The 13,395-nt window shown below is 52.5% G+C and carries 12 protein-coding genes; 7 read left to right on the top strand and 5 right to left on the bottom strand.

Going from position 1 to position 13,395, the window contains the following annotated elements; genetic code table 11:
• Both thrB and thrC read left to right on the top strand, forming a co-directional pair.
• On the top strand, positions 1–930 hold the full coding sequence (gene thrB, locus C2U41_RS00360; protein ID WP_003018982.1) for a homoserine kinase: 930 nt from the start codon (positions 1–3) through the stop codon (positions 928–930).
• Positions 931–933: 3 nt separating this feature from the next.
• Positions 934–2,220, top strand: a complete 1,287-nt coding sequence (gene thrC, locus C2U41_RS00365) for a threonine synthase (RefSeq protein WP_103848349.1) — start codon at positions 934–936, stop codon at positions 2,218–2,220.
• Between the two features lie 84 nt (positions 2,221–2,304).
• Here the strand turns inward: thrC and yaaA are convergent, their stop codons facing one another.
• A complete protein-coding gene (yaaA, locus tag C2U41_RS00370) occupies positions 2,305–3,078 on the bottom strand; it encodes a peroxide stress protein YaaA (RefSeq protein WP_003018978.1) in 774 nt (257 codons plus the stop codon).
• A gap of 77 nt (positions 3,079–3,155) precedes the next feature.
• Positions 3,156–4,586, bottom strand: a complete 1,431-nt coding sequence (locus C2U41_RS00375) for an alanine/glycine:cation symporter family protein (protein WP_054528040.1) — start codon at positions 4,584–4,586, stop codon at positions 3,156–3,158.
• 274 nt (positions 4,587–4,860) lie between these two features.
• On the opposite strand from C2U41_RS00375, the gene tal reads away from it, so the two are divergent.
• The 3 genes from tal to C2U41_RS00390 all read left to right on the top strand — a co-directional run bounded on the left by tal (position 4,861) and on the right by C2U41_RS00390 (position 7,944).
• On the top strand, positions 4,861–5,814 hold the full coding sequence (tal, locus tag C2U41_RS00380; protein ID WP_003018974.1) for a transaldolase: 954 nt from the start codon (positions 4,861–4,863) through the stop codon (positions 5,812–5,814).
• 110 nt (positions 5,815–5,924) lie between these two features.
• The gene (gene mog / locus C2U41_RS00385; RefSeq protein WP_103848350.1) at positions 5,925–6,512 is read left to right on the top strand and encodes a molybdopterin adenylyltransferase; all 588 of its coding nucleotides are present in this window, start codon (positions 5,925–5,927) and stop codon (positions 6,510–6,512) included.
• Between the two features lie 124 nt (positions 6,513–6,636).
• Positions 6,637–7,944, top strand: a complete 1,308-nt coding sequence (locus C2U41_RS00390; protein WP_003837314.1) for an MFS transporter — start codon at positions 6,637–6,639, stop codon at positions 7,942–7,944.
• Between the two features lie 34 nt (positions 7,945–7,978).
• Here C2U41_RS00390 and satP read toward each other — a convergent pair whose 3' ends face one another.
• From satP to C2U41_RS00405, 3 genes are all read right to left on the bottom strand, one after another.
• On the bottom strand, positions 7,979–8,545 hold the full coding sequence (satP, locus tag C2U41_RS00395) for an acetate uptake transporter (protein ID WP_003018969.1): 567 nt from the start codon (positions 8,543–8,545) through the stop codon (positions 7,979–7,981).
• Positions 8,546–8,693: 148 nt separating this feature from the next.
• Positions 8,694–9,407 carry an acidic protein MsyB gene (gene msyB, locus C2U41_RS00400; protein WP_003837316.1) on the bottom strand — a complete coding sequence of 238 codons (714 nt, stop codon included), beginning with the start codon at positions 9,405–9,407 and terminating at the stop codon, positions 8,694–8,696.
• A gap of 33 nt (positions 9,408–9,440) precedes the next feature.
• Positions 9,441–9,845, bottom strand: coding sequence for a DUF2541 family protein (locus C2U41_RS00405; RefSeq protein WP_003018965.1), 405 nt, complete (start codon positions 9,843–9,845; stop codon positions 9,441–9,443).
• Between the two features lie 383 nt (positions 9,846–10,228).
• Here C2U41_RS00405 and dnaK point away from each other — a divergent pair, with 383 nt between their 5' ends.
• Together dnaK and dnaJ are read left to right on the top strand one after the other, a co-directional pair.
• Entirely contained in the window at positions 10,229–12,151 is a 1,923-nt protein-coding gene (gene dnaK, locus C2U41_RS00410; RefSeq protein ID WP_003018959.1) for a molecular chaperone DnaK, read from the top strand.
• 85 nt (positions 12,152–12,236) lie between these two features.
• Positions 12,237–13,370, top strand: coding sequence for a molecular chaperone DnaJ (dnaJ, locus tag C2U41_RS00415; RefSeq protein ID WP_003837322.1), 1,134 nt, complete (start codon positions 12,237–12,239; stop codon positions 13,368–13,370).
• The last annotated feature ends 25 nt before the right edge of the window (positions 13,371–13,395 follow it).

Genomic DNA, 13,395 nt, shown 5'->3' on the forward strand with positions numbered 1-13,395 from the left:
ATGGTGAGAGTTTATGCCCCGGCTTCCAGTGCCAATATGAGCGTCGGGTTTGATGTGCTTGGTGCGGCAGTAACTCCGGTGGACGGTTCGCTGTTGGGCGATGTGGTGTCCGTTGAGGCGGCTGATCAGTTCAGCCTGAACAACCTTGGGCGCTTTGCCAACAAGCTGCCGTCAGAGCCGCGCGAAAATATTGTCTATCAGTGTTGGGAGCGATTCTGCCAGGAGCTGGGTAAAACGGTTCCGGTGGCGATGACGCTGGAAAAAAATATGCCGATTGGCTCCGGGTTAGGCTCCAGCGCCTGTTCCGTCGTGGCGGCGCTAGTCGCTATGAACGAACACTGCGGTAAGCCGCTCAACGATACGCGCCTGTTGGCGATAATGGGCGAGCTGGAAGGGCGTATCTCCGGCAGTATTCATTACGATAATGTTGCCCCGTGCTTTTTGGGCGGCATGCAGTTAATGATTGAAGAAAACGGCATTATCAGCCAGCAGGTGCCAGGCTTTGATGAGTGGCTATGGGTACTGGCGTATCCGGGGATTAAAGTGTCGACGGCAGAAGCGCGGGCGATTCTACCTGCGCAGTATCGCCGTCAGGACTGTATCGCCCACGGGCGACATCTGGCTGGATTTATCCATGCCTGCTATTCCCGTCAGCCTGGGCTTGCCGCGAAGCTGATGAAGGACGTCATTGCTGAGCCGTATCGTACCCGCTTGCTGCCAGGCTTTAGTCAGGCGCGTCAGGCGGTAACAGAAATTGGCGCGCTGGCCAGCGGGATCTCCGGGTCAGGGCCGACGCTGTTCGCCTTGTGCGATAAGCCGGATACGGCGCAGCGCGTAGCAGATTGGCTGAGTAAAAATTACCTGCAAAATCAGGAAGGCTTTGTTCATATTTGCCGGCTGGACACGGCAGGCGCACGGGTACTGGGATAATCAATGAAACTGTATAATCTGAAAGATCATAACGAGCAGGTCAGCTTTGCGCAGGCCGTCACGCAAGGGCTTGGCAAGAATCAGGGATTGTTTTTTCCGCACGATCTACCGGAATTCAATCTGACAGAAGTGGATGAGATGCTGAACCAGGACTTCGTTAGCCGCAGCGCGAAGATCCTGTCCGCATTTATTGGTGATGAGATCCCTCAGGAAATTCTGGAAAAACGCGTGCGTGCTGCATTTGCTTTTCCGGCACCGGTTGCTCAGGTTGCCGCAGATGTCGGCTGTCTGGAACTGTTCCACGGCCCTACGCTTGCATTTAAAGACTTTGGCGGGCGCTTTATGGCGCAAATGCTGACGCACATCAGCGGCGACAAGCCGGTAACCATTCTGACGGCGACCTCAGGTGATACCGGCGCGGCGGTTGCACATGCCTTTTATGGCCTGAAAAATGTGCGCGTGGTGATCCTCTACCCGAACGGCAAGATCAGCCCATTACAGGAAAAATTGTTCTGTACGCTGGGCGGCAATATTGAAACTGTCGCCATCGACGGTGATTTTGATGCCTGTCAGGCGCTGGTTAAACAGGCGTTTGATGATGACGAACTGAAGGTGGCTTTGGGGCTGAATTCGGCTAACTCAATCAACATCAGCCGTCTGCTGGCGCAAATTTGTTACTACTTTGAGGCCGTGGCGCAACTGCCGCAAGAGGCGCGGAATCAGCTGGTGATTTCTGTTCCCAGCGGTAACTTTGGCGATTTGACCGCCGGGCTGCTGGCGAAATCACTGGGCCTGCCGGTGAAGCGTTTTATCGCCGCGACCAACGTCAACGATACGGTTCCACGCTTCCTTGCACAAGGCGAGTGGGCACCGAAAGCAACCCAGGCGACGTTGTCGAATGCGATGGATGTCAGTCAGCCGAACAACTGGCCGCGCGTGGAAGAACTGTTCCGCCGTAAAATCTGGCGTCTGAATGAGCTGGGTTACGCCGCCGTTGACGATGTCACGACACAGGAAACGATGCGCGAGCTGCATGAGTTAGGCTACACCTCTGAACCGCATGCGGCGGTGGCTTACCGTGCGCTGCGTGATCAGCTAAACCCTGGCGAGTATGGCCTGTTCCTCGGTACTGCGCATCCGGCGAAGTTTAAAGAAAGCGTTGAAGAGATTCTTGATCTGACGCTGGCGTTGCCAAAAGAACTGGCGGAACGCGCGGACTTGCCGCTGCTTTCTCATCACCTGCCTGCTGATTTTGCGCAACTGCGTAAGCTGATGATGACCCGCAGTTAACGGTGGTGCCCGCTGGCGCTTTGCTTAGCGGGCCTACAAAACCTGTAGGCCGGATAAGGCGTTAGCCGTCATCCGGCATATAAATTATTGCTCGTGGCGTTTAAACACCAGTTCGCCGTTTCCTGACGCTTCTTCATCAAAGAAATAGCCTTCGCTGTTAAATGCGGTCAGCTGTTCCGGCTGCGTTAAGCGGTTCTCAATGATGTAGCGGCTCATCAGGCCGCGCGCTTTCTTGGCATAAAAGCTGATGACTTTGAACTTGCCGTTTTTCTCGTCGAGGAAGACTGGTTTAATCAGCTCGGCATTGAGCTTTTTCGGCTTCACGGATTTAAAATACTCATCCGAAGCGAGATTAATCACCACGCTGTCGCCTTGTGCTTCAAGTGCTTCATTAAGTTTATCGGTGATGATATCTCCCCAGAACTGGTAGAGATCTTTACCCTTCGCATTGGCCAAACGAATGCCCATCTCCAGACGATAAGGTTGCATCAAATCCAGTGGACGTAGAACGCCGTACAGTCCGGACAACATCCTTAAATGCTGCTGAGCGAAGTCGAAATCCGCCTCGCTGAAGGTTTCAGCCTGCAGCCCGGTATACACGTCGCCCTTAAATGCCAGAATGGCCTGGCGCGCATTGTCCGGCGTGAAGTCAGGCTGCCAGTCATGGAAACGCGTGGCATTCAAATCCGCCAGTTTGTCGCTAATTCCCATCAGCTTGCCAATCTGCGGCGCAGAGAGCTGGCGCGCCACATGGATAAGCTGCTGAGAGTGATCCAGCAGTTCGGGTAGCGTATGGCGTGTTGTTGCCAGCGGACTTTGGTAGTCGAGCGTTTTTGCAGGTGAAATCAGAATCAGCATATCCAGTCCTTGCAGGAAATTTACTGCGACTTTAGCAAAAAAAACGACAGATTTGATCGATGGTTGTGATTGCCGCGCTATCCGCGCGGCGTTTCATCCCAGCTTTCGGGGGCAAGCTGTTGTCTGATATCAGGATAACGGTGCGGATCGAATTCCGGGCGCACCCCGAGTTTACGCTGGCGCAGATAATCGCTGGCGATGGTATGGACAACCGGAGAAAGCAGCAGAATCGCTGTCAGGTTAGTAATGGCCATACAAGCCATAATGATATCGGCCAACTGCCAGACCAGCGGGAAGCTGACAAACGTTCCGCCGATAATGGTGCTAATGGTAGCGATTCGCAATAGCCAGATGATGCGCATATTGTCCAGTTTCAGAAAGACGAGATTGTTCTCCGCATAGATGTAGTTGGCGACGATCGAGCTAAAGGCAAACAGAATCACAATAAAAGCCACGAATCCGGCTCCCCATTCTCCCGTCAGCGTTACCATTGCTTTTTGAAGTAACTGGATGCCTTCCATTGGCACATAGCTGGTGCCATTGCCTGCCAACAGAATAATCATCGCGCTAGCCGTACAGACCACGAGAGTGTCGCCTAATACCCCAATCATTTGCACAATGCCTTGTGCCGCAGGATGCGGTGGCCAGGAGGCGGCCGATGCGGCTGCATTCGGCGTAGATCCCATTCCGGCTTCGTTAGAAAACATGCCGCGCTGAAAACCGTTGGCAATAGCCTGGCTTAGCGTATATCCGGCCGCACCCGCTGCTGCTTCCTGCCAGCCAAAGGCGCTTTTTATAATGGTGACGATAATGTCGGGAAGATGCCCGATATGCCACAGACAGATGATGATGCTACTTCCAACCCACAGCAGTGCCATCATCGGAACGAACCATTGCATCAGGCGTGCGACGCCTTTAATACCGCCGACGATGACCAGTAATGACACTATTGCCAGTGCGATACCGGAGAAGAGGGGAGGGATGTCAAAAGCAAAGGTCAACGCACGAGAGACCGAGTTCGCCTGAACGCTGTTAAAAATCAGTCCATAGGCAATCAGTAAAAAGATGGCAAAAAGGACGCCCATCCAGCGCATGCCCAGACCACGTGCCATATACCACGCAGGACCACCGCGGAACTGTCCTTTGCTATCGCGTTCTTTATACAGTTGGGCAAGTGAGCACTCGGCGAATGACGTTGCCATACCAATGACCGCTGAGACCCACATCCAGAAAATGGCTCCAGGGCCGCCAGCGGCGATCGCCAACGCTACGCCGGCCAGGTTCCCGCTACCGATACGCGCGGCAAGGCTGGTGCACAGAGCCTGAAAGGAAGTTAAACCGCCCGGCTGCGGGCTAATGCTGTTTTTAAGACTTGTGCCAAACTGGCGAATGTAGCGGAACTGCACGAACCCTGTACGCCAGGTGAACCAACATCCTGCGCCAAGCAGGAGGTAGATCATCACCGATCCCCAGAGTATTTCATTAATAAATGAGAAAAAATCAGGCATTAACATCCCTCTTGTTGATGCCGGTAAGCGCGAAGATTTCCGTGTAAGCGCTACCAATAATCGACCAGTATATACCTTGTCATGAGAGTGATTGCGGGAGTTTATCATAACAATCGTTATATCCCGCAATTGCGCATCACAGGCTTTGAGATGCGTAATCAGGGCTGAGCAGCGGGTCGGACAATCCAGGCGGTTGCGCTGAGAGTGCGTCGTGCTATCATCAGGGAAGATCGGTTACATCCCCCTAACAAGCTGTTTAAAGAGAATCGCTATCATGACGGACAAATTGACCTCCCTTCGTCAGTTCACCACAGTAGTGGCCGACACCGGAGACATCGCGGCAATGAAGCTGTATCAGCCTCAGGATGCCACAACTAACCCTTCTCTCATTCTTAACGCAGCGCAGATCCCAGAATACCGCAAGCTGATTGATGACGCTGTAGCCTGGGCTAAGCAGCAGAGCAACGACCGCGCACAGCAGATCGTCGACGCGACCGACAAACTGGCAGTAAATATCGGTCTGGAGATCCTGAAACTGGTCCCGGGTCGTATCTCTACTGAAGTTGACGCTCGTCTGTCTTACGACACCGACGCGTCCATCGCGAAAGCAAAACGTCTGATCAAGATGTACAACGACGCTGGCATCAGCAACGATCGCATTCTGATTAAACTGGCTTCAACCTGGCAAGGCATCCGTGCCGCTGAGCAGCTGGAAAAAGAAGGCATCAACTGTAACCTGACTCTGCTGTTCTCCTTCGCGCAGGCACGTGCATGTGCAGAAGCTGGCGTATACCTGATTTCTCCGTTCGTTGGTCGTATTCTTGACTGGTACAAAGCCAACACTGACAAGAAAGAGTATGCACCGGCAGAAGATCCGGGTGTGGTTTCCGTAACGGAAATCTACGAGTACTACAAACAGCACGGTTACGAAACCGTGGTGATGGGTGCGAGCTTCCGTAACATCGGCGAAATCATTGAGCTGGCAGGCTGCGATCGTCTGACGATTGCTCCGGCACTGCTGAAAGAGCTGGCGGAAAGCGAAGGCGCTATCGAACGTAAACTGTCCTTCTCCGGCGAAGTGAAAGCGCGTCCTGCACGCATCACCGAAGCTGAGTTCCTGTGGCAGCACAACCAGGATCCGATGGCTGTAGATAAACTGGCGGACGGTATCCGTAAGTTTGCTGTAGACCAGGGTAAACTGGAAAAAATGATCGGCGATCTGCTGTAATCATTAACGCGTGGCCCTGATATGGGTCACGCTACCTCTTCTGAAACCTGTCTGTCCTTCCTTTCGCAGTGTATCATTCTGTTAAACGAGACTGTTTAAACGGAATAATCATGAATACTTTACGCATTGGCCTGGTTTCCATTTCTGACCGTGCTTCCAGCGGCGTTTACCAGGATAAAGGTATCCCGGCCCTTGAAGAGTGGCTGGCATCTGCCCTTACCACCCCTTTTGAGTTGCAAACGCGACTGATCCCGGATGAACAGGCGATCATCGAACAGACCTTATGCGAGCTGGTTGATGAAATGAGCTGTCATCTGGTGCTGACTACCGGCGGAACGGGTCCGGCACGTCGCGACGTGACCCCCGATGCTACGCTTGCCGTCGCTGACCGCCAGATGCCAGGCTTTGGTGAACAGATGCGCCAGATAAGTCTGCACTTTGTGCCAACGGCTATTCTCTCCCGCCAGGTTGGTGTTATTCGCAAACAGGCGTTGATCCTGAATCTGCCTGGGCAGCCGAAATCGCTCAAAGAAACGCTGGAAGGCGTGAAAGATGCCGACGGTAAGGTTATCGTACCGGGTATTTTTGCAAGTGTACCGTATTGTATACAGTTGCTGGATGGGCCGTATGTGGAAACCGCACCGGCTGTTGTAGCATCTTTTCGTCCTAAAAGCGCAATTCGCGATACAAACAGCTGAAAGTAGCCCGATCGTGACATAAGTGCCAATCACAGTGGAGTATTGAATTGTTTACGATATAGTAATTTTTGCTTTACATATATCGACAGACAGATTCAATAACTCCACTGACTGATGGTTTGCTATGTCACAACACACTCGACCGCTGAATCGCCAGGATTATAAAACTCTTACGCTTGCTGCCCTCGGCGGTGCGCTTGAGTTTTATGATTTCATTATCTTCGTCTTCTTTGCCGCTGTTGTTGGTGAACTGTTCTTTCCGGCAGACATTCCTGAGTGGCTACGTCAGGTGCAAACCTTCGGCATTTTTGCCGCCGGATATCTGGCGCGTCCGCTGGGTGGCATCATCATGGCGCACTTTGGCGATCTGGTCGGGCGTAAGAAAATGTTCACCCTGAGCATTTTGCTGATGGCGATACCGACGCTGGCGATTGGTCTTTTGCCTACCTACGCCTCAATGGGGATCCTCGCACCGCTGCTGTTATTGCTGATGCGCATTTTGCAAGGCGCTGCCATCGGCGGAGAAGTGCCGGGCGCGTGGGTGTTCGTGGCGGAGCATGTACCGGAGCGCCGCATCGGCATTGCCTGTGGCACGCTGACCGCCGGGCTGACGGTGGGGATTCTGTTGGGGTCGGTGGTTGCGACGCTGGTGAATACCAACCTGACGCAACAGGCGGTGCATGACTACGGCTGGCGTATCCCGTTCCTGCTGGGGGGCGTTTTTGGGCTGGTGGCGATGTACCTGCGCCGCTGGTTGCAGGAAACGCCCATCTTCCTCGAAATGCAGCAGCGTAAAGCACTTGCGCAAGAGCTACCGGTGAAGTCGGTGGTGAGTAAGCATAAAAAAGCGGTGGTTATTTCAATGCTGCTGACCTGGCTGTTATCGGCCGGGATTGTGGTGGTGATCCTGATGTCACCAGTCTGGTTGCAGAAGCAGTATGGCTTTGCACCCGCGCTAACGTTACAGGCCAACAGTGTCGCTACCATTATGCTGTGCGTCGGCTGTCTGCTGGCCGGATTTATTGTCGACCGGGTCGGCGCCAGCAAAACCTTTATTGTCGGCAGCCTGCTGCTGGCCTGTTCGAGCTGGTTTTTCTATCACCTGACCGGCAGCCATCCTCAGCACTTGTTCCTGTTATACGGGCTGGTGGGATTATGCGTTGGCGTGGTCGGCGCAGTGCCTTATGTCATGGTGCGGGCGTTTCCGGCGGAAGTCCGTTTTACCGGCATTTCCTTTTCCTATAACGTCTCATATGCCATTTTTGGTGGTCTGACGCCAATCGCCGTGACGATGTTAATGAGCGTGTCGCCAATGGCTCCGGCCTGGTATGTGCTGGCGTTATCGCTGGTGGGGTTAGGTCTGGGGATTTGGCTGCGACAGGATATTTATCATCGCGATACGAGCGTACAGGGAGAGTTACAGCGTTTGTAAGGAATATCCCCCCTTCAGGGGGGATATTGTCAGATTAGTGCGCTTCACCAATCGGCAGGATGGTACGGCCAAACTGTTCGTTCAGCACTTCACCCATCGCCAGGTAAATGGCGCTTGCACCACACACTAAGCCAACCCAACCCGCTACGTGAATGATTGCTTCGTTACCTGCAATGTTGCCAACGGCCAGCAGGGCGAACAGCACTGTCAGGCTCAGGAACACGAACTGCAGCATGCGCGCGGCTTTCAGCGTACCGAAGAACATGAACAGAGTGAACACGCCCCACAGACCCAGGTAAGCGCCCAGGAACTGACCATTGGTTGCATCCGCGAGGCCCATTTTCGGCATCAGCAGAATCGCAACCAGCGTCAGCCAGAACGAACCGTAGGAGGTAAAGGCGGTTAAACCGAAGGTGTTGCCTTTTTTATATTCCAGAAGACCGGCAAAAATTTGCGCGATACCGCCGTAGAAAATGCCCATCGCCAGAATAATAACGTCTAAAGCGAAGAAACCCGCGTTATGCAGGTTAAGCAGAATGGTGGTCATGCCAAAGCCCATCAGGCCCAGCGGTGCCGGATTAGCCAACTTAGTGTTGCCCATAATTCCTCAAAATCATCATTGATTGAATGGTGAAATAGTTTCCCCAAATAACGATCACTGTCTTCGGGGCGCGGCATAATAATCAGGGGAGAGGGCACTGTCTATGATCTAACGAAGGGAAAACGAATTATTTTCCCTGTGATGGGCATCACGCTTGTGCGTGGTTGAACATTCTGCGCAGGCAGGCAATGTGGAGTACAGCCGGGATCGTCACCCGATAAGCGCTGCCGCTCACCGCTTTAACCCCGTTTAAAGCCGCACCTACCGGGCCGCCAAGTCCGGCTCCGCGCAGTAATCCGTGCCCGATTACGCTGACGGCGGCGTGGGTTCGCAGAATTTTGGTTAACTGGCCGGAGAGCAGGTGAGAGACGCCTTTTGCCAGGTGACGATCCTTCAATAATAACGGTAGCAGTTCTTCCAGTTCAGAAACTTTTGCATCGACAGCCTGCAGAAATTCCTGCTTTTGTCCGGCATCCATTTTTTGCCAGGCGTTGCGTAAAAAGTGCTCCAGCAGAGACTGTTCAATTTCGAACGTGGACATCTCTTTATCAGCTTTAATCTTCAGACGCTTCGAAACGTCCAGCAAAATCGCCCGATACAGTTTTCCATGTCCACGGAGTTTATTGGCAATGCTGTCGCCCCCATAATGCTGCAGTTCGCCAGCAATCAGTTGCCAGTTGCGGCGGTGCTGTTCCGGATGTCCTTCCATCGATTTAAATAAATCGTTGTGGTTGAGAACGCTCGACAGACGGGCTTTCCCCTTTTCATTATGTGTAAGCAGGCGGGTAATATTGGCGAGCTGCTCCTCACTGCAATGCTGAAGAAAATCGAGATCGTCGTCATTCAAATAGGTGACATTCATGTTTCTATGGCTTTTGAATAAAAGTATGGGGAATTAGTCGTCGCCGATGATTTTCAGCGTCGCCATATCAGAAGAGTTCACCGTATGGCCGGAGAAGGTAATTTTTTTCACGCAGCGCTTATTGTCGTTGTCGCTATTGATGTTGATCCAATTGGTCGTTTGCCCTTCTTTGATGGAGGAAGGCACGTTCAGACTCTGGCTGGACATGCGGGCAGCTTTGAAATAAACCGATGCACCACTGAGCTGTAAATCACCATGATCGGCCGTAAGTTGAATGCGTTTCACCACGCGGCAAACAGGAAGTTTCAGCGTTAGATCGTTGGTTTCATTACGAGGCATGGCGATCACGCCGAGGACTTTATGATCGTTAGCGTGTGCGGCGCTGCTCAGCAGCAGGCCCATAAGCAGGCTGGCGGAAAGGGTTAATACGGATTTCATGGAATTTCTCTTTGACGGCTGTAAAAGTGTGTCGTTTCAGACCATCTTACCGCTGTCAGAATCATGATTCATGCTTGTAATCTTTTCTTTTTATTACAATTTTTATGTGAATGGCTGTGCTGAATTTATCTGTTTTATGAATTAATTTTGATTTGAGACTATTCATTTTTTAATCTTTTAGCCTTTTTTCTGCGATTTTATTGCCACAAGGCTAAAAAAAATTTTCATGCCCCCCTTGATGACGTGGGTTACGACCCCATCTTGTAAGCAACCGCAGTGGTGAGTCTGAAAAAAAACGATTCAGGGTAGTTGAAACCGCACGTTTCGCCCTTATTACAGATTCACAACCACATGATGACCGAATTTTTAGTGGAGACGTTTAGATGGGTAAAATTATTGGTATCGACCTGGGTACTACCAACTCTTGTGTAGCGATTATGGATGGCACTACTGCACGTGTGCTGGAGAACGCCGAGGGCGATCGCACCACGCCTTCTATCATCGCTTATACCCAGGATGGTGAAACTCTGGTTGGTCAGCCGGCTAAACGTCAGGCAGTGACAAACCCGCAAAACACCCTGTTTGCGATTAAACGCCTGATTGGCCGCCGCTTCCAGGACGAAGAAGTACAGCGTGATGAAGCCATCATGCCGTACAAAATCATCGGTGCTGACAACGGTGATGCATGGATTGACGTAAAAGGTCAGAAACTGGCACCGCCGCAGATTTCTGCTGAAGTGCTGAAAAAAATGAAGAAAACGGCTGAAGATTACCTGGGTGAGCCGGTAACTGAAGCAGTTATCACCGTACCTGCATACTTTAACGATGCTCAGCGTCAGGCAACTAAAGACGCCGGTCGTATCGCAGGTCTGGAAGTAAAACGTATCATCAACGAACCAACCGCAGCTGCGCTGGCTTACGGTCTGGATAAAGAAGTCGGCAACCGTACTATCGCGGTATATGACCTCGGTGGTGGTACTTTCGATATCTCTATTATCGAAATCGACGAAGTTGACGGCGAAAAAACCTTCGAAGTTCTGGCAACCAACGGTGATACCCACCTGGGTGGTGAAGACTTCGACAGCCGTATGATCAACTACCTGGTTGACGAGTTTAAGAAAGATCAGGGTATCGACCTGCGTAATGACCCGCTGGCGATGCAGCGTCTGAAAGAAGCCGCTGAGAAAGCGAAGATCGAGCTGTCTTCCGCTCAGCAGACCGACGTGAACCTGCCGTACATCACTGCAGACGCGACCGGTCCGAAACACATGAACATCAAAGTGACCCGTGCGAAACTGGAAAGCCTGGTTGAAGACCTGGTTAACCGTTCTATCGAGCCGCTGAAAGTTGCTCTGCAGGATGCTGGCCTGTCCGTATCTGATATCAACGACGTTATCCTCGTTGGTGGTCAGACGCGTATGCCGATGGTGCAGAAGAAAGTTGCTGAGTTCTTCGGTAAAGAACCGCGTAAAGACGTTAACCCGGACGAAGCCGTAGCAATCGGTGCTGCTGTTCAGGGTGGTGTATTGACCGGTGATGTTAAAGACGTGCTGCTGCTGGACGTTACCCCGCTGTCTCTGGGTATCGAAACCATGGGTGGCGTAATGACTCCGCTGATCGCGAAAAACACCACTATCCCGACCAAGCACAGCCAGGTGTTCTCTACCGCTGAAGACAACCAGTCTGCGGTAACCATCCATGTGCTGCAGGGTGAACGTAAACGTGCTGCTGATAACAAAGATCTGGGTCAGTTTAACCTGGATGGTATCAGCCCGGCTCCGCGCGGTATGCCGCAGATCGAAGTTACTTTTGACATCGATGCCGACGGTATCCTGCACGTTTCCGCGAAAGACAAAAACAGCGGTAAAGAGCAGAAGATCACCATCAAGGCTTCTTCTGGTCTGAACGAAGAAGAAATTCAGAAAATGGTTCGCGAAGCAGAAGCGAACGCAGAATCTGACCGTAAGTTTGAAGAGCTGGTTCAGACCCGTAACCAGGGTGACCATCTGCTGCACAGCACTCGCAAGCAGGTTGAAGAAGCAGGCGACAAACTGCCGGCTGACGACAAAACTGCCATCGAGTCTGCACTGACCGCGCTGGAAACTTCTCTGAAAGGTGAAGACAAAGCGGATATCGAAGCGAAAATGCAGGCGCTGGCACAGGTTTCCCAGAAACTGATGGAAATCGCTCAGCAGCAGCACGCACAGCAACAGGCTGGTGCAGCAGGCGCTGATGCTTCTGCAAATAACGCGAAAGATGACGACGTTGTCGACGCCGAGTTTGAAGAAGTGAAAGACAAAAAATAATCGCCCTTTGAACGGGTAATTACTGGCACGGGCGAAGAGGTTTCCTCTCCGCCCGTGCACGCATGTTAGGGGCAGATAAAAAGAGATGGCTAAGCAAGACTATTACGAGATTTTAGGCGTTTCCAAATCAGCGGAAGAGCGTGAAATCAAAAAGGCCTACAAGCGCCTGGCCATGAAATATCACCCGGACCGCAACCAGGGTGATAAAGAGGCCGAAGCCAAGTTTAAAGAGATCAAAGAAGCGTACGAGATCCTGACCGATGCGCAAAAACGTGCGGCCTACGATCAGTACGGTCATGCTGCGTTTGAGCAAGGCGGCATGGGCGGCGGCGGCGGTTTTGGCGGCGGGGCTGACTTCAGCGATATCTTTGGTGACGTGTTTGGCGATATCTTTGGCGGCGGTCGTGGTCGTCAGCGCGCCTCACGTGGTGCTGATTTACGTTACAACATGGATCTCACTCTGGAAGAAGCCGTGCGTGGCGTCACCAAAGAGATCCGTATTCCGACTCTGGAAGAGTGTGACGTCTGCCACGGTAGCGGCGCGAAGGCGGGCACTCAGCCGCAGACCTGTCCAACCTGTCACGGTTCTGGTCAGGTACAGATGCGTCAGGGCTTTTTTGCCGTACAGCAGACCTGTCCACACTGTCAGGGCCGCGGTACGCTGATCAAAGATCCGTGCAACAAATGCCACGGGCATGGTCGCGTTGAGAAGAGCAAAACGCTGTCTGTTAAAATCCCGGCAGGGGTTGATACCGGCGACCGTATCCGTTTGTCTGGTGAAGGCGAAGCCGGTGAGCATGGCGCGCCAGCAGGTGATTTGTACGTTCAGGTGCAGGTAAAACAACACCCAATTTTCGAACGTGAAGGCAACAACCTCTACTGCGAAGTGCCGATCAACTTTGCGATGGCTGCTCTGGGCGGCGAGATTGAAGTCCCGACGCTGGATGGTCGCGTGAAGCTAAAAATTCCGGGCGAAACGCAAACTGGCAAACTTTTCCGCATGCGTGGAAAGGGCGTCAAGTCTGTACGCGGTGGCGCTCAGGGAGACCTGCTTTGCCGCGTGGTAGTGGAAACCCCGGTTGGCCTGAATGACAAGCAGAAGCAACTTCTGAAAGATTTGCAGGACAGCTTTGGCGGCCCGACGGGTGAACAAAACAGTCCGCGCTCCAAAAGTTTCTTCGACGGTGTGAAGAAGTTCTTTGACGATCTGACTCGCTAATTCGCCGTTTTATCTCGAATAAAAA

It is taken from the genome of Citrobacter freundii complex sp. CFNIH4 (assembly GCF_002934505.1).
In the GTDB taxonomy this organism is placed as follows: domain Bacteria; phylum Pseudomonadota; class Gammaproteobacteria; order Enterobacterales; family Enterobacteriaceae; genus Citrobacter; species Citrobacter freundii.

Bases quoted from the DNA above. Each gene is read 5' to 3' on its own strand.
- thrB (WP_003018982.1), top strand. From the start codon at position 1: ATGGTGAGAGTTTATGCCCCGGCTTCCAGTGCCAATATGAGCGTCGGG.
- thrC (WP_103848349.1), top strand. From the start codon at position 934: ATGAAACTGTATAATCTGAAAGATCATAACGAGCAGGTCAGCTTTGCG.
- yaaA (WP_003018978.1), bottom strand. From the start codon at position 3,078: ATGCTGATTCTGATTTCACCTGCAAAAACGCTCGACTACCAAAGTCCG.
- C2U41_RS00375 (WP_054528040.1), bottom strand. From the start codon at position 4,586: ATGCCTGATTTTTTCTCATTTATTAATGAAATACTCTGGGGATCGGTG.
- tal (WP_003018974.1), top strand. From the start codon at position 4,861: ATGACGGACAAATTGACCTCCCTTCGTCAGTTCACCACAGTAGTGGCC.
- mog (WP_103848350.1), top strand. From the start codon at position 5,925: ATGAATACTTTACGCATTGGCCTGGTTTCCATTTCTGACCGTGCTTCC.
- C2U41_RS00390 (WP_003837314.1), top strand. From the start codon at position 6,637: ATGTCACAACACACTCGACCGCTGAATCGCCAGGATTATAAAACTCTT.
- satP (WP_003018969.1), bottom strand. From the start codon at position 8,545: ATGGGCAACACTAAGTTGGCTAATCCGGCACCGCTGGGCCTGATGGGC.
- msyB (WP_003837316.1), bottom strand. From the start codon at position 9,407: ATGAATGTCACCTATTTGAATGACGACGATCTCGATTTTCTTCAGCAT.
- C2U41_RS00405 (WP_003018965.1), bottom strand. From the start codon at position 9,845: ATGAAATCCGTATTAACCCTTTCCGCCAGCCTGCTTATGGGCCTGCTG.
- dnaK (WP_003018959.1), top strand. From the start codon at position 10,229: ATGGGTAAAATTATTGGTATCGACCTGGGTACTACCAACTCTTGTGTA.
- dnaJ (WP_003837322.1), top strand. From the start codon at position 12,237: ATGGCTAAGCAAGACTATTACGAGATTTTAGGCGTTTCCAAATCAGCG.